The sequence below is a fragment of the Aliirhizobium smilacinae genome (genome assembly GCF_006335145.1).
GTDB classification, from domain to species: Bacteria; Pseudomonadota; Alphaproteobacteria; order Rhizobiales; family Rhizobiaceae; genus Neorhizobium; species Neorhizobium smilacinae.
The window spans coordinates 1,282,366-1,303,748 of the sequence record NZ_VDMN01000001.1 but is presented as its reverse complement, the minus strand read 5'-3'; the positions used below and the strand labels follow the sequence as shown (position 1 = coordinate 1,303,748).

General features: G+C 60.4%; 18 protein-coding genes and 1 pseudogene. 8 read left to right on the top strand and 11 right to left on the bottom strand.

Annotated features, from left to right (window positions below; genetic code table 11):
* Nucleotides 1-25: 25 nt before the first annotated feature.
* From FHP24_RS06410 to thrC, 4 genes and pseudogenes are all read right to left on the bottom strand, one after another.
* A pseudogene (locus FHP24_RS06410) lies at nt 26-2,839 on the bottom strand (EAL domain-containing protein); the annotation flags it as partial.
* A 95-nt stretch (nt 2,840-2,934) separates the two neighbouring features.
* On the bottom strand, nt 2,935-3,546 hold the full coding sequence (locus FHP24_RS06405) for a GNAT family N-acetyltransferase (RefSeq protein ID WP_139674461.1): 612 nt from the start codon (nt 3,544-3,546) through the stop codon (nt 2,935-2,937).
* A 19-nt stretch (nt 3,547-3,565) separates the two neighbouring features.
* Nucleotides 3,566-4,861, bottom strand: coding sequence for a M16 family metallopeptidase (locus tag FHP24_RS06400; protein ID WP_139674458.1), 1,296 nt, complete (start codon nt 4,859-4,861; stop codon nt 3,566-3,568).
* A gap of 22 nt (nt 4,862-4,883) precedes the next feature.
* A complete protein-coding gene (gene thrC, locus FHP24_RS06395; RefSeq protein ID WP_139674455.1) occupies nt 4,884-6,278 on the bottom strand; it encodes a threonine synthase in 1,395 nt (464 codons plus the stop codon).
* Between the two features lie 168 nt (nt 6,279-6,446).
* On the opposite strand from thrC, the gene FHP24_RS06390 reads away from it, so the two are divergent.
* Together FHP24_RS06390 and FHP24_RS06385 are read left to right on the top strand one after the other, a co-directional pair.
* A complete protein-coding gene (locus FHP24_RS06390) occupies nt 6,447-6,971 on the top strand; it encodes a PilZ domain-containing protein (RefSeq protein WP_246091674.1) in 525 nt (174 codons plus the stop codon).
* Nucleotides 6,972-7,125: 154 nt separating this feature from the next.
* A complete protein-coding gene (locus tag FHP24_RS06385) occupies nt 7,126-9,915 on the top strand; it encodes an autotransporter outer membrane beta-barrel domain-containing protein (RefSeq protein ID WP_139674452.1) in 2,790 nt (929 codons plus the stop codon).
* Between the two features lie 13 nt (nt 9,916-9,928).
* Here the strand turns inward: FHP24_RS06385 and FHP24_RS06380 are convergent, their stop codons facing one another.
* Nucleotides 9,929-10,618: an HAD family hydrolase gene (locus tag FHP24_RS06380; protein ID WP_139674449.1), complete on the bottom strand. Its 690-nt coding sequence runs from the start codon at nt 10,616-10,618 to the stop codon at nt 9,929-9,931.
* A 106-nt stretch (nt 10,619-10,724) separates the two neighbouring features.
* A complete protein-coding gene (locus tag FHP24_RS06375) occupies nt 10,725-11,411 on the bottom strand; it encodes an ArsR/SmtB family transcription factor (RefSeq protein WP_139674446.1) in 687 nt (228 codons plus the stop codon).
* 115 nt (nt 11,412-11,526) lie between these two features.
* On the opposite strand from FHP24_RS06375, the gene FHP24_RS06370 reads away from it, so the two are divergent.
* Nucleotides 11,527-11,868: an NIPSNAP family protein gene (locus FHP24_RS06370; RefSeq protein ID WP_139674443.1), complete on the top strand. Its 342-nt coding sequence runs from the start codon at nt 11,527-11,529 to the stop codon at nt 11,866-11,868.
* The gene (locus FHP24_RS06365; protein WP_139674440.1) at nt 11,865-12,212 is read left to right on the top strand and encodes an antibiotic biosynthesis monooxygenase family protein; all 348 of its coding nucleotides are present in this window, start codon (nt 11,865-11,867) and stop codon (nt 12,210-12,212) included. The genes FHP24_RS06370 and FHP24_RS06365 overlap by 4 nt, the downstream gene beginning before the upstream one ends.
* Nucleotides 12,213-12,218: 6 nt before the next feature.
* On the opposite strand, the gene FHP24_RS06360 is transcribed toward FHP24_RS06365, so the two are convergent.
* The 3 genes from FHP24_RS06360 to FHP24_RS06350 form a co-directional block, all read right to left on the bottom strand.
* Entirely contained in the window at nt 12,219-13,859 is a 1,641-nt protein-coding gene (locus tag FHP24_RS06360) for a Na+/H+ antiporter (RefSeq protein ID WP_139674437.1), read from the bottom strand.
* Between the two features lie 352 nt (nt 13,860-14,211).
* Nucleotides 14,212-14,808 carry a class I SAM-dependent methyltransferase gene (locus tag FHP24_RS06355; protein WP_210237810.1) on the bottom strand — a complete coding sequence of 199 codons (597 nt, stop codon included), beginning with the start codon at nt 14,806-14,808 and terminating at the stop codon, nt 14,212-14,214.
* Nucleotides 14,809-14,895: 87 nt separating this feature from the next.
* Nucleotides 14,896-15,789, bottom strand: coding sequence for a LysR family transcriptional regulator (locus FHP24_RS06350; protein ID WP_139674434.1), 894 nt, complete (start codon nt 15,787-15,789; stop codon nt 14,896-14,898).
* A 157-nt stretch (nt 15,790-15,946) separates the two neighbouring features.
* On the opposite strand from FHP24_RS06350, the gene FHP24_RS06345 reads away from it, so the two are divergent.
* On the top strand, nt 15,947-16,600 hold the full coding sequence (locus FHP24_RS06345) for a hydrolase (RefSeq protein WP_139674431.1): 654 nt from the start codon (nt 15,947-15,949) through the stop codon (nt 16,598-16,600).
* A gap of 115 nt (nt 16,601-16,715) precedes the next feature.
* Here FHP24_RS06345 and FHP24_RS06340 read toward each other — a convergent pair whose 3' ends face one another.
* Entirely contained in the window at nt 16,716-17,321 is a 606-nt protein-coding gene (locus FHP24_RS06340) for a TetR/AcrR family transcriptional regulator (RefSeq protein WP_139674428.1), read from the bottom strand.
* 159 nt (nt 17,322-17,480) lie between these two features.
* On the opposite strand from FHP24_RS06340, the gene FHP24_RS06335 reads away from it, so the two are divergent.
* The 3 genes from FHP24_RS06335 to FHP24_RS06325 all read left to right on the top strand — a co-directional run bounded on the left by FHP24_RS06335 (nt 17,481) and on the right by FHP24_RS06325 (nt 20,877).
* Complete coding sequence (locus tag FHP24_RS06335) at nt 17,481-18,239, top strand: SDR family NAD(P)-dependent oxidoreductase (RefSeq protein WP_139674425.1); 759 nt, start codon at nt 17,481-17,483, stop codon at nt 18,237-18,239.
* A gap of 234 nt (nt 18,240-18,473) precedes the next feature.
* Nucleotides 18,474-19,604, top strand: a complete 1,131-nt coding sequence (locus tag FHP24_RS06330; protein WP_246091617.1) for a hypothetical protein — start codon at nt 18,474-18,476, stop codon at nt 19,602-19,604.
* A gap of 142 nt (nt 19,605-19,746) precedes the next feature.
* Nucleotides 19,747-20,877, top strand: coding sequence for a site-specific DNA-methyltransferase (locus FHP24_RS06325; protein ID WP_139674422.1), 1,131 nt, complete (start codon nt 19,747-19,749; stop codon nt 20,875-20,877).
* A 127-nt stretch (nt 20,878-21,004) separates the two neighbouring features.
* Here the strand turns inward: FHP24_RS06325 and FHP24_RS06320 are convergent, their stop codons facing one another.
* The gene (locus tag FHP24_RS06320) at nt 21,005-21,214 is read right to left on the bottom strand and encodes a hypothetical protein (protein WP_139674419.1); all 210 of its coding nucleotides are present in this window, start codon (nt 21,212-21,214) and stop codon (nt 21,005-21,007) included.
* Nucleotides 21,215-21,383 lie beyond the last annotated feature (169 nt).

The window sequence follows — 21,383 nt, the reverse complement described above, 5'->3', positions numbered from 1 at the left end:
ATGGCAGCGGCTAAGACCTAAGGCATCAGGCCCTTTTCGTCAGCGGAAACCGTTCCTTCAGAAGCCGCAGCATGGCCTCGCTCGTGGCGGGGGGGCCGAACAGATAGCTTTGGCCGAAATGGCAGCCCATCTTGGCGAGTTCCATCGCGTCCTCGTCGGTGCGAATACCTTCCGCAACGACCGACATTTCCAATCCACGCGCCATGGCGATCACGGAGCGGAGCAGGATGGCGCCTTTTTCGCTCATGTCGCTGACAAGTGTCTTGTCCAGCTTGATCATGTCGAACGGGAACTGGGTCAGATAGGCAAGCGAGGAATAGCCGGTGCCGAAGTCGTCGAGCGCCAGGCCGAGACCCGTTTCCTTGATCTTTGCGAGGATCAGCCGGGCCTGCTCCGGGTTCTCCATCATCAGGGATTCGGTCAGCTCAAGTCTCAACTGGTGAGGATTGACCTGCGTCTTGGAAATCAGCGCCCGCACATCGTTATAGAGGTCGGCATTGAGAAGCTGGGCGCTGGAAAGATTGACCGAAACGAAGATCGGCACTTCGCCGGTCTGCTCCTGCCAGGACACGAGGTCCGCAGCCGCGCGTTCCATGGCAAATACGCCGAGCGGCCCGATGAGGTCCGACATTTCGGCGATCGGGATAAATTCCGCCGGCGGGATGGTGCCGCGCTTGGGATGTTCCCACCGCATCAGCGCTTCGAAACCGGCAATCTCGCCGTCTTTCAGCTGGATGATCGGCTGGTAAGCGAGCGACAGCTCCTTGCGCTCGATCGCGCGGCGAAGGTCGGTCTCGATCTGCAGCCGATCTGTACCCGACGTGCGGAAGACCGGCCGGAACGGCTCCACCTTGTTTCCGCCGCCACGCTTGGCACGGTACATGGCAAGTTCCGCATCGGCCAGAAGCCCGGCTGCGCTTTCCTGCTGGTCGACGAAGGAGGCAAGGCCGATCGAGGCGGTCAGCACGATCTCGCGATTGGCATAATTGATCGGCACCATGATCGCCTGCGACACGGCATCGGCGAAGTCGGCGATCTTGGCCGGGTCGCGTTCCGAAACGAGGATCAGGCCGAACTGGTCGCCGGCCAGTCTGGCGAGCGTGTCCTGCGGCTTCATCAGACGTCGCAGACGCCGGGTCAGCGCGATCAGCATGTTGTCGCCGGCGGCAATCCCCAGACTGTCGTTGACCTGCTTGTAACGGTCGAGATCGATCGCCATCACGGTGGGACGCACGGTGTCGCCGCTCGCGGCAAGCGTCAGCACGCCCTGCAGGCGGTCGAGAAAAATCTGCCGGTTCGGCAGGCCTGTCAGGTTGTCGTGCAACGCATCCTGCAGCAGCCGTTCGACCGAGTTTTTCTGTTCGGTGACATCGACGATCGTGCCGACGCAGCGGATGATCTCGCCATTGGAACCAAGCACCGGCCGCGCGCGGATCTGCAGCCAGTGGAAATGCCCGTCCTCGGCACGAATGCGGAATTCGTGGTGCAGGCGGCCGCGGCGATGTTCCAGAAGCACGTCGAGTGTGGCGCGGAACCGGTCGCGGTCATCGGGATGAAGCCGTGGAACCCAGTTGCGCACCGGGCCATGCATGGCGCCGGCCTCAAGTCCGAGACGACCGGAAATATCCGGCGTGGTGACGACGCGGTCACGGGCGACGTCCCAGTCCCACACCGTATCGCCACTTCCGGTCAACGCCAGCGACTGACGCTCCAGATCGGAGAAAAGTCCCTGCTGGTAGGCGCCGCCGGCAAAAGCGTGCTGCATCACGGTAAAGCCGATCAGCAAGACGATCAGAACGAGACCCCCGCCGAGCGCCGGCTGGATGATGTCGTTGTCAAGCTGTCCCGTCACCGTCAGCCAGCTGCCGAACAGCCAGACCAGGATCAGCGTCCAGGTCGGCACCAGCAAAATGGCGCGGTCGTAGCGGTTGAAACCGAGATAGATGATCAGCAGAATGCCGACAGTGCCTGTCAGCGCAAAGGAGAGCCGCGCGATACCCGCGGCAACCGAAGGATCATAGATCGCCACGCCGCCGAGCAGCACCAGCCCGACCACCCAGGCAAGTGTCGCGTAACCGAGATGCACATGCCATCGGTTGAGGTTGAGATAGGTAAACAAGAAAATGACAAGCGACGAGGCGAGTGCCACTTCGGCACCCGCGCGCCATATTCGCTGGTCGCTGGATGTGATCGTGATCAGCTTGTCGAGAAAACCGAAATCGACGCAGATATAGGCAAGCACCGCCCAGGCAAGGGCGGCCGCCGCCGGCAGCATCGAAGTTCCCTTGACGACGAAGAGGATGGTCAGGAACACCGCCAGAAGACCGGCAATGCCGAGCACGATGCCGCGGTAGAGGGTGAAGGAGTTCACCGTGTCCTTGTAGGCGTTCGGTTCCCAGAGATAGATCTGCGGCAGGGAAGGGGTGGCCAGTTCGGCGACGAAGGTGATCGTCGAGCCCGGATTGAGCGTGATACGGAAAACGTCGTCATCGACGCTCGGAACCCGGTCGAGCGAAAAACCTTCCGAAGGGGTGATCGCGATGATGCGCTGCGAGCCGAGATCCGGCCAGAACACTTTGGACCCGACGAGACGGAAGTGCGGCGCGACGATAACGCGCTCAAGCTGTTCTTCCGAAACGTTGGAAAGCGCGAATACCGCCCAGTCACCCTGGTGGCTCGGGTTGCTGGAGCGCACTTCGATACGCCGCCTGATCCCGTCGCCGCCGGCAGCGGTCGAAACCTGAAAAGCCTCGCCCTGGTTGGCATAAATATCGGTCGTGGCTGTCAGGTCGAGTGCCGTGTCGTCGCGGGAAATCTTTACCGGTTCGGCAGCACGTGCGCCTGCAAGCCCGAAAGCCAGAATGGCGACGATTGTCAGCAGCAGGAATTTCAGGCCGAAGGCCCGATACGCAAAACTAAAACGCATACCGTCGATCATGGCCCGACCATTTTCCCGAATTCGCCGTCTTCCGGCAATCGGGAAAACATCATGTGGTCACGCCATTCGCCATTAATTTTGAGATATTTCCGCAAAAGACCTTCCCGCTCGAAACCGGCTTTTTCGAGAAGCCGGATACTTTTCCAATTGTCCGGAATACAGGCTGCCTCGATCCGGTGCAACTGAAGTCCGCCATAGACATAGGGGATTGCCACTCTCAATGCGGCCAACATATGGCCTTGGCCCGCATGTTTTTCACCCATCCAGTATCCGATCATGCAGCTTTGCGCGGCGCCGCGGCGGATATAGCCGATCGTAAGCCCGCCCAGCAGCACCATGTCTTCCCTGCGGAACAGCAGCATCGGCACGGCAAGACCCGACGCGCATTCCTGGGTGGCCCGCAGGATACGGGCACGAAATGCGCTCTCGGTCAGCTCGTCGCCGCGCCAGGTCGGCTCCCACGGCTGCAGAAAACTGCGGCTCTCGGAACGCAGCCTGTACCACTGCTTATAGTCGGAATTATGCGGCAGCCTCAGCAGGTGCTGAGGGCCGGACAGCTCCGGCGCGTCCGATTGACGGGACAGGAACCGAAACACCGATCTACCCATTGTGCTTCGGGACCTCTGCTCAGCCGGCCGCTTTGGCCTTGACCACCGGAGACGAAAGAGCCGCCGCGATATCGGACATCGGGGCAAGCTTCTCGATCGGCCCGACGGCCGAAAGTGTCGGTACGGTGTCGATGAACAGGCGGCCGGCAAGATCCGTCAGCCGCTCCGTGGTAATGCCTGCCAGGCGTTCCATCATCTCCTCGTTCGGGATCGAGCGGCCATAAAGCATCATCTGCCGGGCGATCTGGCCGGCGCGCGCGGCCGGGCTTTCCTGCCCCATCAAAAGCTGGGCGCGGATCTGTGCGCGTGCCCGGTCGATTTCCACCTGATGAATGGTATCGGCCGATTTGTGCAATTCGTCGATGATGACGGGGATCAGCTTCGGCAAGTCGTCTGCGCCGGTCGCGGCATGGATGCCGAAAATGCCGGTATCGGAAAAGCCCCAGTGGAAGGCGTAGACCGAATAACACAGGCCGCGATGCTCGCGTACTTCCTGAAACAGCCGGGAGGACATGCCGCCGCCGAGAATGTTGGCCAGGATCTGCGAACAGTAGAAGTCGCGCATGTGGTAGGCCTTGCCCTCGAAACCGAGCAGGACCTGCGTATCCATGAGGTCACGTTCCTCGCGGATGTCGCCGCCGATATAGCGGGCGGCGTCGAAGACCGGCGGAGCACTCGGCGAGGTCGGAAGACCGGCAAAACGTTCCTCGACCTGTTTGCAGAAGGTCTGGTGATCGACGGCGCCGGCGGCCACGACGAACATCCGGTCGGTCGTGTAATTGCGTGAGAGGTAACCGCGGATCTGCTCCGGCGTGAAGCTTTTCACCCGTTCCGGTGTGCCGAGGATGGCGCGCCCGATCGTCTGGTCGCGATAGGCGACTTCGGAAAACTTGTCGAACACCACATCGTCCGGCGTATCGTTGGCCGCGCCGATTTCCTGAAGAATAACATGCTTCTCGCGCCGCAGTTCTTCCTCGTCGAAAGCCGATTCCGTCAGGATATCGGCGAGAATGTCGACCGCCAGCGGCACGTGATCCTTGAGCACGCGGGCGTAATAGGACGTCGTTTCTGTAGACGTCGCGGCGTTGAGTTCGCCGCCGACATCCTCGATTTCCTCGGCGATATCGCGGGCACTGCGTCGCGCGGTTCCCTTGAAGGCCATATGTTCGAGCAGGTGGGCGATGCCGTGTTCTTCGGTCGTCTCGTTGCGAGAACCCGACTTGATCCACACGCCGAGTGCCACGCTTTCCAGATGTGGCATGCTTTCGGTGACGACAGTCAGCCCGGAGGGGAGCCGGGTAATCTCTACATTCATATTATGTCTTTCCGGCGCGCTGTTACTTGGCCCGTGCGTTGCTGCCGATATAGGTTTCGACGGCTTTCAGCTCCGGTTCAAGTATATCGAAGCGCTCCTCCCTTTGCATAAGATCAGACAACCATGATGGGAGCGCCGGATCAATTCCGCAAGCGGATTTTACCGCAGCCGGGAATTTGGCCGGATGCGCGGTCGACAGAGTCACCATCGGGCTAGACGGCTTTGCGTTCTTCTTTGCGACGAAAACGCCGGTCGCCGTATGCGGATCGAGCAGGTAGCCGGTGGCCGACAATGTCTCGCGGATCGTCTGCGCGACCTGTTTTTCGGTGGCGCGGCCAGCGCGGAATTCGCGCTTGATCGACTTCAGCGCTTTGTCCTTGATTTCGAATGCACCGGATTGCTTCAGCCCGTCCATCGAACGCCGCACTGCGGCATCGTCGCGATCGTAAGCCTCGAACAGCAGGCGCTCGAAGTTGGACGAGATCTGGATGTCCATCGAAGGAGAGGTCGTTGCGGTGACGCCCTTCATCTCGTAACGGCCGGTCTTCAATGTGCGGGCCAAAATGTCATTGTCATTGGTGGCGATGACAAGGCGATCGATCGGCAGACCCATCTTTTTGGCGACATATCCGGCGAAAATGTCGCCGAAATTGCCGGTCGGTACGGTGAACGAGATTTTCCGGTCCGGTCCGCCAAGCGAAACGGCGGCGGTAAAGTAATAGACCACCTGCGCCATGATGCGCGCCCAGTTGATCGAGTTGACGCCCGAAAGCTTGACCTTCTCACGGAAGGCGGCGTCGTTGAACATTTCTTTGACGAGGTTCTGGCAGTCGTCGAAATTGCCTTTTACCGCGACCGCATGGACGTTCGACGCCGTCGACGAGGTCATCTGGCGTTGCTGCACCGGCGAAACCTTGCCATGTGGGAAGAAGATGAAGATGTCGGTGCGCTCGCGCCCGGCGAATGCGTCGATCGCGGCTCCGCCCGTGTCGCCTGATGTGGCGCCAACGATGGTTGCCCGTTCGCCGCGCTCGGCAAGCACATGGTCCATCAGTCGCGCAAGCAACTGCATCGCCACGTCCTTGAAGGCGAGCGTTGTGCCGTGGAAGAGTTCGAGGATGAAATCGTTCGGCCCGATCTGCACCAGCGGCACGACTGCGGGATGCCTGAACGTGGCATAGGCTTCGTCGATCATCGCCTTCAGCTTGTCGTCGGCAATCTCGCCATCGACGAAGAGCGACAGGATCTCAAAAGCTATATCCTGATAGGATTTGCCGCGGAGGCCACGGATCTGCTTTTTCGACAGGGTAGGCCATTTGCGCGGCACATAGAGGCCGCCGTCTGTTGCAAGTCCGGCCATGAGCGCATCACGGAAGCCGAGAGCGGGTGCTGTGCCCCGGGTAGAAATGTATTCCACGACCTTGAATCCCTAATCGATTTTTGTTCTGAGCGCTGATATAGACTATCGAAATCGGCGGTGAAAGACCGGAATACGACGGGTCGGTACCGCCATTTGAAACGAGGCTGCAAAGGGTTGAGTAACGTGGTTGGCAAGTTCTCTCGCGGTTTTCTGACGTTGTCTTTGGTGGCTGGCTTGAGCAGCTGCAATTCTGCTTCGCAGGGACTGGACCTGAGTTCCAACGCTGCTTCTGCAAACGCGCAGCCGGTACAGGCCGTTGTCCAGGCCTATTGCCCGCAGGTGGTGATGCGGGATCAGAACGCTGTCTATCGCTCCTATGCGAAGGGTGGTCAGGATAACCCGGACAAGCTCCTCTACCAGGTCTCGTTCAACGATTCGACGCGCCAGTGCACGGCGAACGAAACCACGATAACCATCAATCTCATTGCCCAGGGCCGCGTCGTTCAGGGTCCTGCAGGCACGCCGGGTTCGGTCTCCCTGCCGATCCTGGTCGAAGTGGTCGATGGCGACAACATCATCTATTCGCAGAAGGTGGCCTATCCGGTCGACGTGCCGGTCGGCGGCACCCAGTTCATCTTCTCCAAGGCTGACGTTCAGATCCCGAACAATCCAGGCGGCGCATCGCGTTTCACCCGCGTTCGTCTTGGCTTCGACAATGCGCCCGCGGCCAAGAAGCCACGGCGCTCCTGATATCTTTATCCCGCGACAACGGCGCGCAGAAAAGAACAGCCTCCGGCCGCGCTGTCGCGGCCGCCGTTAAGGCTTCGTTAACCATAATTCCTTAACTCATATTAGCAGATCGTTAAGGGCGCATCGTCTTTAATCGGGTCTGGGTGAGGTAGGAATGTCTGCTCCAGCGATCTCGGCGGGCGCGAAACTGCGCCTCAAGCTTTGCACGGCCATCGTCTCGCTGGCGTGGCTGCTGCCGGCTGCTGCCTCGGGGCAATCCACCTGGACGGGCGCTTCCGACAACGATTTCTCCAACGGTGCCAATTGGACGCCGGCAGCACCCGGTGCAACGGATAGCGCTGCGATAGGGCTGGGCGCTCCAACGGTCTCGACGGATGCGACCGTCAACACCGTCGATGTGTCCGGCGGCACGCTGCATGTCGACGCCGATCTGTCCGCAGCCGGCGGCACCAGTCTTTCAGGCCCCGGCCGGCTGGAAATCTCCACCGGCGGCCGGCTCGCTTCCGACGTCGAGATGAGTGGCGGCAATATCGCCAATTCCGGCACGCTGGATGGCGACCTTCATATGACCGGCGGCGAGACGGTTAATGACGGCACGATTACCGGCACCGCCAATCTTGATGGCGGCAAGCTTACCAACAATTTCGTTGTCACGGATGTGGATGTCTCGGCGGCGGCCGAGTTCGTCAACAATTCTGGTGCAACGGCAGGCGATGTCACCAATGCCGGCACGGCCTCCAATGCAGGCTCGGTCGGCTCGCTGACCAATACCGGCGGCTCGTTCACCAACAACAGCGGTGGCAGGATCACCGGCGATACGAATGTCATCGGCGGCACGGTGACCAACAATTTCGTTGTCACCTATGTGGATGTCGCGGCCGCGGCGATCTTCGTCAACAATGGCGGCGCGACTGCCGGCGACGTGACGAATGCCGGCACGGCCTCGAATGCCGGCACGATTGCCTCGCTGACCAATACCGGTGGTACTTTCACCAACAACGATGGCGGCACGATCACCGGCGATACCGTCATCACCGGTGGCACGCTGACCAACAATTTTGTCGTCACCACCGTCGATGTGGCGGCCGCCGCGATTTTCGTCAACAATACCGGCGCCACGGCAGGTGATGTCACCAATGCGGGCAATTCCTCGAACGCCGGCACGACCGCCTCGCTGACCAATACCGGGGGTACCTTCACCAATAATGACGGCGGCACGATCACCGGCGATACGACGGTCTCCGGTGGCGCGGTCGTCAACAACTTTGTCGTCACCGATGTCGACGTCGCGGCCGCCTCCAGCTTCGTCAACAATACCGGCGCAACGGCTGGCGAAATAACCAACGCCGGCACTGTCTCCAATGCGGGTACGATCGCCTCGCTGACCAATACCGGCGGCACGTTCACCAACAATGACGGCGGCACGATTACCGGCGACGCAACGGTGATCGGCGGCACGCTGGTCAATGACGGTACCGTTGGCGGCGCAATCGCGATCGGCGCGGATGGAACGCTGGCCGGATCGGGTGAAATCGGAGGGCTGACCGTCGGCTCCGGTGGAACATTCGCGCCGGGTCCGGGCATTGCGACTGTTGCGGTGAATGGCGATGTCACATTCGAAAAGGGCTCCACCTTCCAGGTGGAAACCGATGCCTCCGGCCTGTCCGACCGCCTCGATGCCGCCGGAACGGTAACGATCGACGGCGGTACCGTGGATGTGCTGGCCGGTTCCGGAACCTATTCTCTTGCCACCACCTACACGATCCTGACCGGCGACAGCGTCACCGGCGAATTCGATGAGGTGAATTCCGATCTCGCCTTCCTTTCGCCGATCCTCACCTACGATCCGACCTCGGTGACATTAGGCCTCTATCGCAACGATGTCGATTTCGCCGATGTGACCGAGACGCGCAACACCCGCGCGACGGCCGAAGCAGTGCAATCCCTCGGCAGCACCAACTCCGTCTTCCTTGGCGTGCTGCCACTCAATGCCGCCGGCGCCCGAGATGCCTTCTCGCAGCTGAGCGGCGAACTGCACGCCTCGCTGAAGAGCCAGTTGCTGCAGCAGAGCAGTCTTGCCCGCGAGGCTGTGATCGACCGGATCAAGGGCGATGTGCCGGTACAGCAAGTCGAAGGCGGCGCCAGTTTCTGGATGACCGGCATCGCCGCCAGCGACCGTTTCGACAGTGACGGCAATGCCGCGGCCATGAATGGCCATGTTGCAGGCCTGTTTGGCGGTATCGATGCTGACGTCTCGGATCACTGGCGCATCGGCGGCATGTTCGGTTACGCCAACGCATCTGCAGGCAGCGATGCCGACTGGGACAGCTACAGCGCCGGTGTTTATGCCGCCGCCGAGTGGGGAAAGCTCAACTTCACGACGGGCGCGATCTACTCGAAAAATGATATCTCGACGGAGCGGGATGTCGCTTTCGGCACGTTCGAGGATCAGCTCCATGCCGATTATCGGAGCGCGACGCGTCAGGTCTTCGCCGATCTCGGCTGGTCCGAGAAGCTCGGAGCCGTTACGCTCGAACCCTTCGCCAATCTCGCCTATATCAATCTCGAAACCGATGGTTTTGGCGAAAAAGGCGGTGCAGCGGCCCTGTCTGCAAATGGCGGCACGGATGACGTGACGCTGACGACGCTTGGTCTCCGATGGTCGGCCGATATCGGCAATGCGGATCTGCCGGCGACGTTTTCCGGCATGCTCGGCTGGCGCCATGCGATCGGCGATCTGACGCCGTCGTCGCGCTTTGCCTTTTCAACCGGCAGCCCTTTTGTGATCGAGGGCGTCTCCCTGCCGCGCGATACGGCAGTGCTGGAGGCTTCGCTCTCCGCGCAGGTTTCAAAGACGGCAAGGGTCAAGCTCAGCTATTCGGGCGAATTCGCCCACTCCTTTGCCGCTCATGCGGCAAAGGCCAGTCTCGTCGTTGATTTCTAAAAAACAAAGCGAATTAGATCGCGTCGGCCCATTCGCCGAGCGCCGCAACCACCGCCGGCAGGTCCTGCATGCGCGAGATCACCGTTTCGGCACCCGCATCCGTCAGACGGTCGGCATGGCTCGGATAGGTGTGCGATGCGCCGGTAAAGCCGACGACCCGCATGCCGGCCGCGCGTGCGCCATGGATGCCATGGGTGGAATCCTCGACTACCAGGCAGCGCGACGGATCGACGCCGAACTGCTGTGCGCCATGTAGAAAAATGTCCGGCTTCGGCTTCACCCGGTCCGGCCCGAGATCCTTGGCGGAATAGATATGCGGGGCAAAATACGGCTTGAGGCCGACCTTGGTCAGCATCATGTCCAGCCGCGCGCTGGACGAATTGGAGCAGATGCAGCGCTGCATGGTCAACCGGGCCAGCGCAAACTTCACGCCGTCGATGATCTTCACGTCGCGTTCCAGCCGGGCGTCGAGCAGCTTTTCCGATTTGTCGAGCAGCGAGGCGGAAAGCGGGATATCGGCTTCCTTCTCGACGGCGAGCAGGATGTTCTTCCAGGTCATGCCGGCAAAACGTTCGCCCATTTCCTCGACGCTGATGGGATAACCAGCTTCCGTCAGCAGTCGCGATTCGACCTGCGCTGCAATGATTTCGGAATCGACGAGCACGCCGTCGCAATCGAAGAGGATGAGATCGAAGCCACTCATGATGGATACCTTTTTAAGACGTCAGCCGCCTTCTACCGGATGGACGGCATAAGCTCAACCGGTTCAGCCGCATGGCTGGGTCGAGCGAGGCGGGATGCTTTGATGCTCAAGGGTCGATGGGAAACTGCAGCAGGAATTTTCGCTCGCCTTCAGGCGTAAAAATCACGGCCCGGCTTTCCTCGCTCCTCCGCGCCCATCCCTGATCAAACATGTGGCCAAGCAGCGCCTTGCCGAGCGTACCCGCCAGATGTGACCGGCGCTCGCTCCAGTCGAGACAGGATTTGCACAACGGCCGGCGGTTGGAGGCGAGGCTTGAGAGATCGATGCCGAAGGCGTCCAGCTGCGCGCGGCCTTTGTCCGTTACCGAAAGGTTCTCTCCATCCGACACGATCTCGCCGTGACAAACAAAGCTGTCGAGCATCCGCACGCCGAAATCACCCGCGAGATGATCGTAGCAGACACGTGCCTTGCGCAGCGCGGGGTCCTTCGGTCCGGGTCGGTAGCGCAGATGTCCGCGGCTCGAGGCAAATCCCATCATCGTTTCGATCAGCCGGGCCGCGGCTTCGTCGGCCAGTGCGAAATAGCGATGGCGTCCCTGCTTGCGCTGGGCCAGCAGCCCTCCGGCCTCGAGTTTGGAAAGATGCGAACTCGCCGTCTGCAGCGTGATGCCGCCGATGGCGGCCAGCTCGGTGGCCGTCAGCGCCCGCCCGCCGGTGAGCGCTGCCAGCATGTTGGCGCGGGCGGGATCGCCGATCAGCGAGGCGATCTGTGCAATGTTTGGACCTTCGTTCATGCACCACCTTCTATCACGCTTTTCCCATCCATACTTCGATCGCTATCGAAGCATCGTCGTCCATCACCATGGCAAAGACAGCCGGTCACGAGGAAACGAACCCAAGGAAAATGCCATGATCACCTGCTTCATCCGCTACGAGATCGATCCGTTCAAGCGCGATAGGTTCGAGCAATATGCCCGCGCCTGGGGCCAGTCGATCCCGCGCAACGGCGCCGACCTGATCGGTTATTTCGGTCCGCATGAGGGATCCGCCACCACCGCTTACGGCGTCTACAACATCGAGAACCTGGCGGCCTACGAAGCCTACCGCGCCCGGCTGTCCGCCGATCCACTCGGCCGCGAGAACTACGAATTCGCCAAACGCGAACGTTTCATCCTGAAAGAGGATCGCATCTTCCTTAAAAACATGTCCCAGCCGCATGGCGCCCCGATGGGAGCATTGGTCGAGCCATGATCGCCGTCATCTTCGAAGTCGTGCCCTATATGGGCGAACGCCACCGTTATCTCGATCTCGCCGGCGACCTGCGTAGCGAGCTGGAAAAGATCGACGGTTTCATTTCCATCGAGCGTTTCGAGAGCCTGACGATGCGCGGCAAGCTCCTCTCGCTCTCCTTCTGGCGCGACGAGGAAGCGGTTCGGCAATGGCGAAACCTGGAGGTTCACCGCGCCGCACAGCATGCCGGCCGCAACGGCGTCTTTGCCGATTACCGCCTGCGCATCGGCCATGTGCTGCGCGATTACGGCATGTTCGAACGCGACGAAGCCCCGAAGGACAGCCGGGAAACCCATGCCGCGTAGCGGACCTCACACCGTATAGCGCGCCTCCGCAAGGTCGATCTCGCGGATAAGCTTGCGGGCGATCTCTTCGGAAACCTTTCGCGCACGGCTGAGGCGGAAAATCTCGTCGCGCTCGGCACGAAGTGCGGCGAGGCGCAACCGCCTGTCGACCTCTTCCATCCGCCGAAGCTCCTCGGCCTCGTCGCCGATCTTCGAGCGCCCGTCGATACGCTGCCGGTAGAGCTCCATCAGCCGCGTCCCGACATCGCCATAGAGATCGGCATCGGTGCGGCCCTCGCTCATCGCGTGCTGCAGCTTTTCGATCATCCGGATTGCAGCTTCGGCCGAGGCGATGCGGGCCGTATCCTCTTCCTGGTGATGGTCCGGCTCGGGCGGCAGTTCGAGATCTTTCAGCAGGAAGGGCAGGCCGACGCTTGCGGCAATCAGCGAGAAGATGATCACCCCGGCGGCAAGGAAGATCGCAAGGTCGCGGGCCGGGAAGGGAGTGATGCCGTCATCGAGGAACAGCGGCAGGGTCAGGATACCGGCAAGCGTGATGGCGCCGCGCACGCCGGCAAGCGAGGTGGCGACCAGCAGCTTCCAGTGGGGTTTACGGATTTCCTGCCCGCGACGTGCGGCACGAAACATGGTGAAATGCAGCGAAACCCACACCCAGGCGAAACGCAGGGCGGCAAGCGCTGCATTGATGGCGATCACATAACCGATCAGCCAGATCGGATCGACATGCCCGGTCTCGGTGACGACCCGCGCTGCGCCCGAAACGATGCCGGGCAGTTGCTCGCCGAGAAGCACGAACATGATGCCGTTGAGCGCGAACTGTACCGTGTCCCACACGGCATTGCGCCGCACGCGGGTAATGCCGAGCACCTTGCCCCGCAATTCCGCGTAACTCATCGTGATACCGGCGGCGACGGCGGCAAGGATGCCCGAGCAATGCAGGTGTTCGGCAACCAGATAGGCGCCGAAAGGAATGAGCAGGCTGATGAGGATCTGCGCGCCCGGCTCTTCACCAAGCTTGCGGGAGGCGATTTCCTTCACCCGCACGATCAGCCAGGTAACGCCGACGCCGATCGCAATGCCGCCGATCGCGACCCACAGGAATGTGCCGACCGCATCGGTCAGCGAAAATGCGCCGGTCACGGCGGCGGCAACCGCAAACCGCATGCAGACAAGACCGGACGCATCGTTGAGCAGTGATTCCCCTTCGAGAATATGCATCAGCCGCGGCGGGATCGGCACGCGCGCGGCAATCGCCGAGACGGCGACCGGATCGGTCGGCGAAACGATGGCCGCAAGCGCAAAGGCGACGGCAAGCGGCATGGCCGGGATCATCCAGTGGATCAAAAGCCCGACGCCGACGACCGTGAAGATCACCAGACCAAGCGCCAGTTCCAGGATCACGCCCTTGTCGCGGAACAGCCCCTCTTTCGGAATACGCCAGCCATCGAGAAACAGAAGCGGCGGCAGAAACAGCAGGAAGAATATATCCGGTTCCAGCACCACACCGTCTCCGGTGATCCCTGTGATTGCCGCACCGAGCGCGATCTGGATCAGCGGCAGGGGAACGGGCAGCGGAAGAAGCCGCGAGATCGTGCCGCTGAGAATGACGGCAAGGAGCAGGACCAGGGCTATCGTGATACTATCCATGGCGCTCCGGCTCCTTCATTCCAAATCAGGGTCCTGAATAGGAAAGGCAGGCGCGAGAGGCAAGGCCGGATGCTGCGCGGTCAGGTAGTGTGGCGTTTTCGTGCCAATTGCGGTCATGTCAGGAGCGTGAATCGGCGATGCCGAAGGATGTCATCTTGAAGCGACCAAAGAATAGGACATCGGCACCTGCGCAGAACGACCAGCATATATATCGTATTCAGGTTCGCGGATGCTGTGCGGATATTCTGTCAACTCGACCAGTTGCAGACCCGCTTGAATACAAGAGGTGACGATGTCCCCAAGAGTGTGGATGAACCAGTAGCTGGGTTCCACCTTGTGATGGTCTTTGCCGTCATAGGTAATCGCCTGAGTAAGTACTTGAGGCTCCTTCGAAATAACTGAAGCCCGGTTCATGCGGGTTTTCGCGATGCGGGTCGAATATTTCGAGAAAGGGATGGGTTTCGTAGATCACGAGCACTGCGCCATCATCCATCAAGCCTGAAATGGCCCGAAAGAATTCCGGAAGGTCAGGCATCCAGCTCAACACGCCGATCGTGATTAAAACCAGATCGAAACGTCCCACACTTTTCGGAAGGTCATAGATATTGGCTTCAAGAACGTTCAATTCCAGTCCCGCGGCATCAGCCAGTTCACGCCCTTGCGCCAGGAAGCTGGGTGATTGATCGATCCCGAGCATGGGGACGCCGCCAAGGGACGCCAGCGATATCAGCTCCCGCGCATTATTGCAGCCGACCTGAACCGCGCAGCGTCCTTCGACATGATACTTCCGCAGGAGTTCGGTGACGGTGTCATCAAGGACCGAAAAACCGGGTTGGCTGGCAGCCTCGATCAGTCTTGCCCAGCCATCACCGGATTTATGCAGATATGCGGAGGCTTCCCATGCCGCCTTATTGGCGGATGTTACCGATGCGATAGATTTTGTGCTCATAATGCTACCGATTTTGCATCATCATTCTTGGCGGTACCGGGAATACTGTAAAGCGTACAAACATTTGATGACAGTCCGTACCGTACCTCAGCCAACCGCGCCCGCCGGCTGCGTGGCCTGTTCGAAACACTCGATCAGCATCTCGGTAAGCACACGGACCTTTTTTGCCGGATGCTGCCCTGGCGGGCGGATGACATAGATGCCCGCCGGTGGTGGTGGATGGCGCGTCATGACCGGAACCAGCGCGCCGGAAGCTATATGTTCCTCGGTGATGCCATCGGGCAGCCAGCCTATGCCCAGTCCCGCCAATGCGGCGGCGGTAAGCGCCACGGCGTTGTCGGCCTTGAAGCGGCCGCGCGGATAGACTGTCACGATCTTCTCGCCATCGATGAACTGCCAGGCTTCCGTCCCCTGCATCAGTGCCTGATGCGCGACGATCTCTTCCGGCGTCTCCGGAGAACCATGGGCCCTGATATAGTCCGGGCTGGCAACGAGCTTTCCGTAGAGCGGCCCGACGCGTTTGGCGATCAGGTTCGAGTCCTGCAGATAACCGACCCGGATCGCGCAATCATAACCTTCAGAAACAAGGTCGACGAAGCGATCGCTGTAGGACGTCTGGATGTTCAGCTGCGGGTGCCGTTGCGCCATCTGCGCAAGCACGGGAGCGAAATGGGTCGGGCCGAAGGAAAGCGGCACGGCAACGCGCAGGCGGCCGCAAAGTTCGCCCGCGGGCAGGATCGTTTCCCTGGCCTGGTCGATCTCGGCGCAGGCCCTGGCCGCATGGTCCCGAAAGGTAAGCCCGGCTTCGGTGAGAGCAGAACCCCTTGTCGTTCTGGCAACGAGCTGAATGCCCAGCTCGGCCTCCAGCCGGATAAGCCGTCGGCTGACGATCGATTTCGACAGGCCGAGCCGCCGCGCAGCGGGTGAAACGCCACCGGCCTCGGCAACTTCCACGAATGTCCGCAGGTCTTCGATATCCAACTTTGCGTTCCTCGTTTCGCGACACAGCTTGGCAGGAATGGAGGCTACCGTATCAAAAACCGGAATGACAGTCTCCGCCGCACAGGCAGCGCCGCTGTCAGCGCAGGTCTGTCGGCAAACCGGCCTCATACACAAAACGGCAGCAGAGGATGTATTCATGACCTTTCGTAACGGCCTTGCGTCGCTCCTTCGTCCCGAAGACTCGGTACTCGTGTTGATCGATCATCAGCCCTACCAGCTTGCCAACCTGAACAGTCACGATCCGCACATGGTGGTCAACAATGCGACGGCGCTGGCGAAGGCCGCCAAGGCTTTCGGCGTTCCCACCATCGTGACCAGCGTGATCGCGGACCGCGGCGGTCGGATCTTTCCGCAGATCACCGACGTGTTCCCCGGCGAAGAGGTAATCGACCGGACGTTCATCAATACATGGGAAGACAGGAAGGTGGTGGATGCGGTGAAGGCGACGGGCCGCAAGCAGCTGATCATCGCCGGCCTGTGGACCGAAATCTGTGTCGCGATGCCGGTCATTCAGGCGCTTGGCGAAGGCTGGGACGTGACCGTCATCACCGATGCGTCGGGTGGGGTTTCGGTCGAGGCCCACGAAGTTGCCATCCAGCGCATGATCGCCGCCGGCGCGAACGTGATGACATGGCTGGCGCTTGCGTCGGAATGGCAGCGCGACTGGGCAAGGACCGAGCATGCGGCGGAACTGACGGATATACTCAAGCATCACGCCGCAGGCAGCGGCATCGCGTTCCTGTGGGAGCAACAGCTGCTCAACACGCCGGTGCCGAAAAACGCCGGCTGATTTGAGAGGGGGTGACGGAAAACCTGCGAGGCGATGTGAATTATCCATCGACTAAGGGCCCGTCATCCCCATTCGTAAGATAAGGAAACGGATCGCTCAACGAGACGAAGGCGCATCACCCATCCGAAAACTTTGAGCCTCCAACAGGCCATGTGGAAAGCGCCTGTTCTGCAACCAACTCCAACGTCTCCGGGCTGAACCCGGCCTTCGCCTGCACCGCCATGCCGTGAAGCACCGCCATCAGAAATGCAGCAAGCGCCTCCGGCTTGGCAGTTTCGGGCAGATCGCCCTCGGTCTTCGCCCGCTCGAACCGCTCGACAAACTGCGCTTCACCGGCCGCACGGACATTGATCAGCAATTGCCTGACGGTTTCGGACGCATCCGATCCGGCAAGCAGGCCGTTGACGTTGAAACACCCCGTATGGCTCGGATATCGCGTGTTGAGATCGATCGCGTTGTAAAGCATGTGAGCCGCGACCTCTTTCGAGGTCGGCAGCTTCAGCGCCTCCGGTATGTAATCCAGATACCGTTCGTAATAACGATCCAGCGCGCGGCCGAAAAGCGCCTCCTTGTTGCCGAAGGCAGAATAAAGCGCGGGCCTTTCCACGCCGGTGGCCTCGGTCAGATCGGCATAGGAAGCGCCCTCATACCCCTTGCGCCAGAAAACGCACAGGGCCGCATCCAGCGCCTTATCCACGTCAAATTCGCGATGGCGTCCCATTCGGTCAACTCAACTATTTTTCCATAATGACCGTTATTAAACTGCTTGACGGTTCAGGTCAAATTTCATACCGATCGTTATAGTAATGAATGTTACGAAATAAATGCTGGCGCTTTCCGATAACCGGCAGCGCAGTGGCTGGTTACGGAAAGGATATCCATGTCGAAGATCTTGAAGGGAAAGGTGGCCCTCGTTACCGGCGGTTCACGCGGGCTTGGTGCAGCAACGGCGGAAGCTTTGGCGGAAGAAGGCGCCGACGTCGCGATCAGCTACGTCGCTTCTTCCGAGAAGGCCGAAGCTGTGGTCGAAAAATTGAAAGCGAGGGGCGTCCGCGCGGTCGCGTTTCGCAGCGATCAGGCCGATATGGCTGCAGCCAAGCCGCTGATCGACAAGGTCGTCGAGTATTTCGGCAAACTCGATATTATCGTCAACAATGCGGCGATCGCCGTGCAGGGCAAGACGGTCGATGACCCCGCCCTCGATACCGTGAATCTCGATCGCCAGTGGCAGATCAATGTCATGGGATCGGTGGCTGTGACGCGCGCCGCAGCGCCCGTCCTGTCGGATGGTGGGCGGATCATCTTCATCGGCTCGCTTCTGGGCACTCATGTGCCGTTCGCCGGCGCCGCGGATTACGCGGGCACGAAGGCGGCGATTGTCGGATATGCGAGAGGTGTTGCTCGTGATCTCGGCGGGCGCAACATTACCGTCAACGTTATCCAGCCCGGCGTCATGCCCACTGACATGGCGGCGGATGTGCTGGGCGAAGGCGTGCCTGAAGCGCTTCTCAACCTGCATCCCATCCGCCGCATCGCAACGCTTGAGGAAGTCTCCGCGCTCGTTATCCATCTGGTCGGGCCGAATGGCGGTTACATGACCGGCGGTGTCATCGATGTCGCAGGGGGCTTGGCAATCTGACGGCCGCGATCTAACGAAATCCGGCAGGCGCGCGTCAGCACCTCTGCCGAACCACCTTATTCTCGCCACAGCGCTGGGATCATAGCCGTTCGACCTGCAGCCGCGTTGTCGTCGAGAAAGAACTAAGTGCCCGAAATTTTGTCATCCGCACGTGTGAAAACACGCGTCGTCCTGCACTTCCCCGGATTTGAACCTCTGGATGCGGAAAAGCACCGGGTCCGTTATGAAAGGGCGATGCAGAAGACTGCGGAACTCTGGGGCCTGAGCGCCGGGATCAGCCCCTTGCGTCAGGATGGCGGCCAGCCCCATTTCGACATCGAGACCAGCCGGCCCGGAGACACCTGGCAGACATCGACCCGGTTCTTCGTTTTCGATTACGCGGATATCGTCGACAGTCTGGCCAACCGCCCGCTCGCAAAGCGGCTGGCCGAAGGGTTTAAAAGTGCGGCAGCCGTCGTCGTTGAAGGCGGTGCCTTCGGTTATTTCCGGCATGCCTGGCGGTTTGGCCTGTTCTTCATCTTTCCCTTCCTGCTCGTGGCTTTGGCTCTGGCGATAAGTCTGGCGCTGGCGACTTACCCATTGTGGCTGGGCCTTGCCGTCTGGCATTATCCGATCGGGATAGCCCTCGGCTTTCTCTTTTTCATCAAGCTGTTCATTCCCTGGTCGGAGCGGTTTCACACCCTGCACCTGTTTTCCGACTGGGAAATGGCCGTCGCGGTATCGCGCCTGGATAATCCCGCGATCAACGACTGGATCGAGGCTTCGGCGCGATCGGCAAGGCAGGCATTTGCGCAGGAGGCCGATGAATATGTCGTCAGCTCCCACAGCATGGGCTCCAGCATGGCGGCCCACACGATCGGTCTTCTGCTCGAACGGGAGCCGGATCTGTTGGATGGCAAGCGCGTCGTGTTCGTAACCCTTGGCGGGGCAACGCTTCAATGCGCGCTGCTGCGCTCTGCAAGCGTGCTTCGCACTCGGGTAGGCGCGATCGCCCGTGCCAAACCCGTTCTCTGGCTTGAAGTCCAGTGTCTGACCGATATCATCAGCTTTTATAAATCCTCGGTAACGGCTCTGACCGGAAACCCGGATGCGCCCCAGCCGAAACTTGTCTTTCTCCGCATCCGAAAAATGCTCTCCGCCGAGCGATACCGGAGGATCAAGTTGGATTTCCTGCGCGTGCATCGCCAATATGTGCTGGCTTCCGACCTCCGTAGCAATTTCGATTTCGGTCTTATGACGGCCGGCTCGCTTCCGGCGGCATCGTTCGAAAGCTTTTCCGTCGATCGGGCACCTGAGGCCGAAATCGGTTATTCGAAGGCAGCGGTCGAGCACAAGAACGATTTTTGGACCGATCGGCGACAGTAGCGGTCAGCATGCAGCCTCTGTCGCGGCGGCCGCCTGAACAAACTTTTCCCGAAATAATTCAGCGCCTTCAGGTTTTGGTAACCAGAATGAGTAACCATAACAGTCAGTAAATTCGTTTTATGTATAGCGTAGCGAGTGTGAAATGGCTGCTGTTCTTCCGCTGTCTGATCTGAAGCATCAGGTCCGTCCCGACGCTTGGATGAATTCCATCATCAAGGGTGACTGCGTCGCAGCTCTCGAAGCGCTGCCTGATCATTCCGTCGATGTGATCTTCGCCGATCCGCCATACAACCTCCAGCTTGGCGGCACGCTGCATCGCCCGGATCATTCCGTCGTCGATGCCGTCGATGACGACTGGGATCAGTTCGCTTCCTTCCAGATGTACGATGCCTTCACCCGCGCCTGGCTGCTTGCCTGCCGTCGCGTGCTGAAGCCGAGTGGCACGATCTGGGTGATCGGCTCCTACCACAATATCTTCCGCGTCGGCGCGATCATGCAGGACCTGAATTTCTGGCTGCTGAACGACGTTGTCTGGCGCAAGGTCAACCCGATGCCGAACTTCAAGGGTCGCCGGTTCCAGAACGCCCATGAGACGATGATCTGGGCAAGCCGCGATGCCAAGGCCAAGGGTTATACCTTCAACTACGATGCAATGAAGGCCTCCAACGACGACGTGCAGATGCGCTCCGACTGGCTGTTCCCGATCTGCTCGGGCGGCGAACGCCTGAAGGGTGAAGACGGCAAGAAGGTGCATCCGACCCAGAAGCCGGAAGCGCTGCTGGCCCGCGTCATCATGGCCTCCACCAAGCCCGGCGATGTCATTCTCGACCCGTTCTTCGGTTCCGGCACCACGGGTGCGGTGGCAAAACGCCTTGGCCGCAACTTCGTCGGCATCGAACGCGAACAGGTCTATATCGACGCTGCATCCGCCCGTATCGAGGCGGTCGAACCGCTGGGCAAGGCGGAACTGACGGTCATGACCGGCAAGCGGGCAGAACCGCGTGTTGCCTTCAATGTCCTCATCGAAGCCGGTCTGCTGAAGCCCGGCCAGGTGCTGACCGACGCCCGCCGCCGCCACAGCGCGATCATCCGCGCCGATGGAACGCTGGCATCCGGCGGCGATGCCGGCTCGATCCACAGGCTCGGCGCAAAAGTACAGGGCTTTGATGCCTGCAACGGATGGACCTTCTGGCACTTCGACGACGGCCAGTCCCTGCGTCCCATCGATGAACTCCGCGTCGTCATTCGCAACGATCTCGCCAAGCTCGACTGAACCACCAGTCGGCCCCTGACCTTGGGGAGAATCACGTATTTCCTCTTCCGGTTTTTTGTACCTCTAGTCCCGGAAGAGGATAATCGGCGCCCGGGTGGCTGTACCCGGGCGCCATTTTTTTGTCGGTTCAGAAAAATCGGGTTCGACGAAGCCGGACGCGGTCGGCAAGCAGGGCGCGGTAACTGGCAAGATACACGCCGCTCTCGGTGACGCTGATCCTGACCGGACCATCGGCCTCGAAGACCTCGACGGTCGTATCCGTCACTGCCCCGTCGAGATAGGTGATCTCGACCTTGAGGTTTTGGCCTGACCGGACAAGCGTGACCGATTTGCGCAAGTCTCCCTCCATGTCGAAGCCTTAGATCTGGCTGAAATCCTCATCGGATGTCTCGAATGTCTGCGCGAGATTGTCGGGGTGAGGCATCAGGGGCGGCTGTCGCTGTAAGTTGGTACGAAGCTTTTTGCCCGCTCGCCGCAGAGGTGAGCGGTTTAAAACCACGAAATCC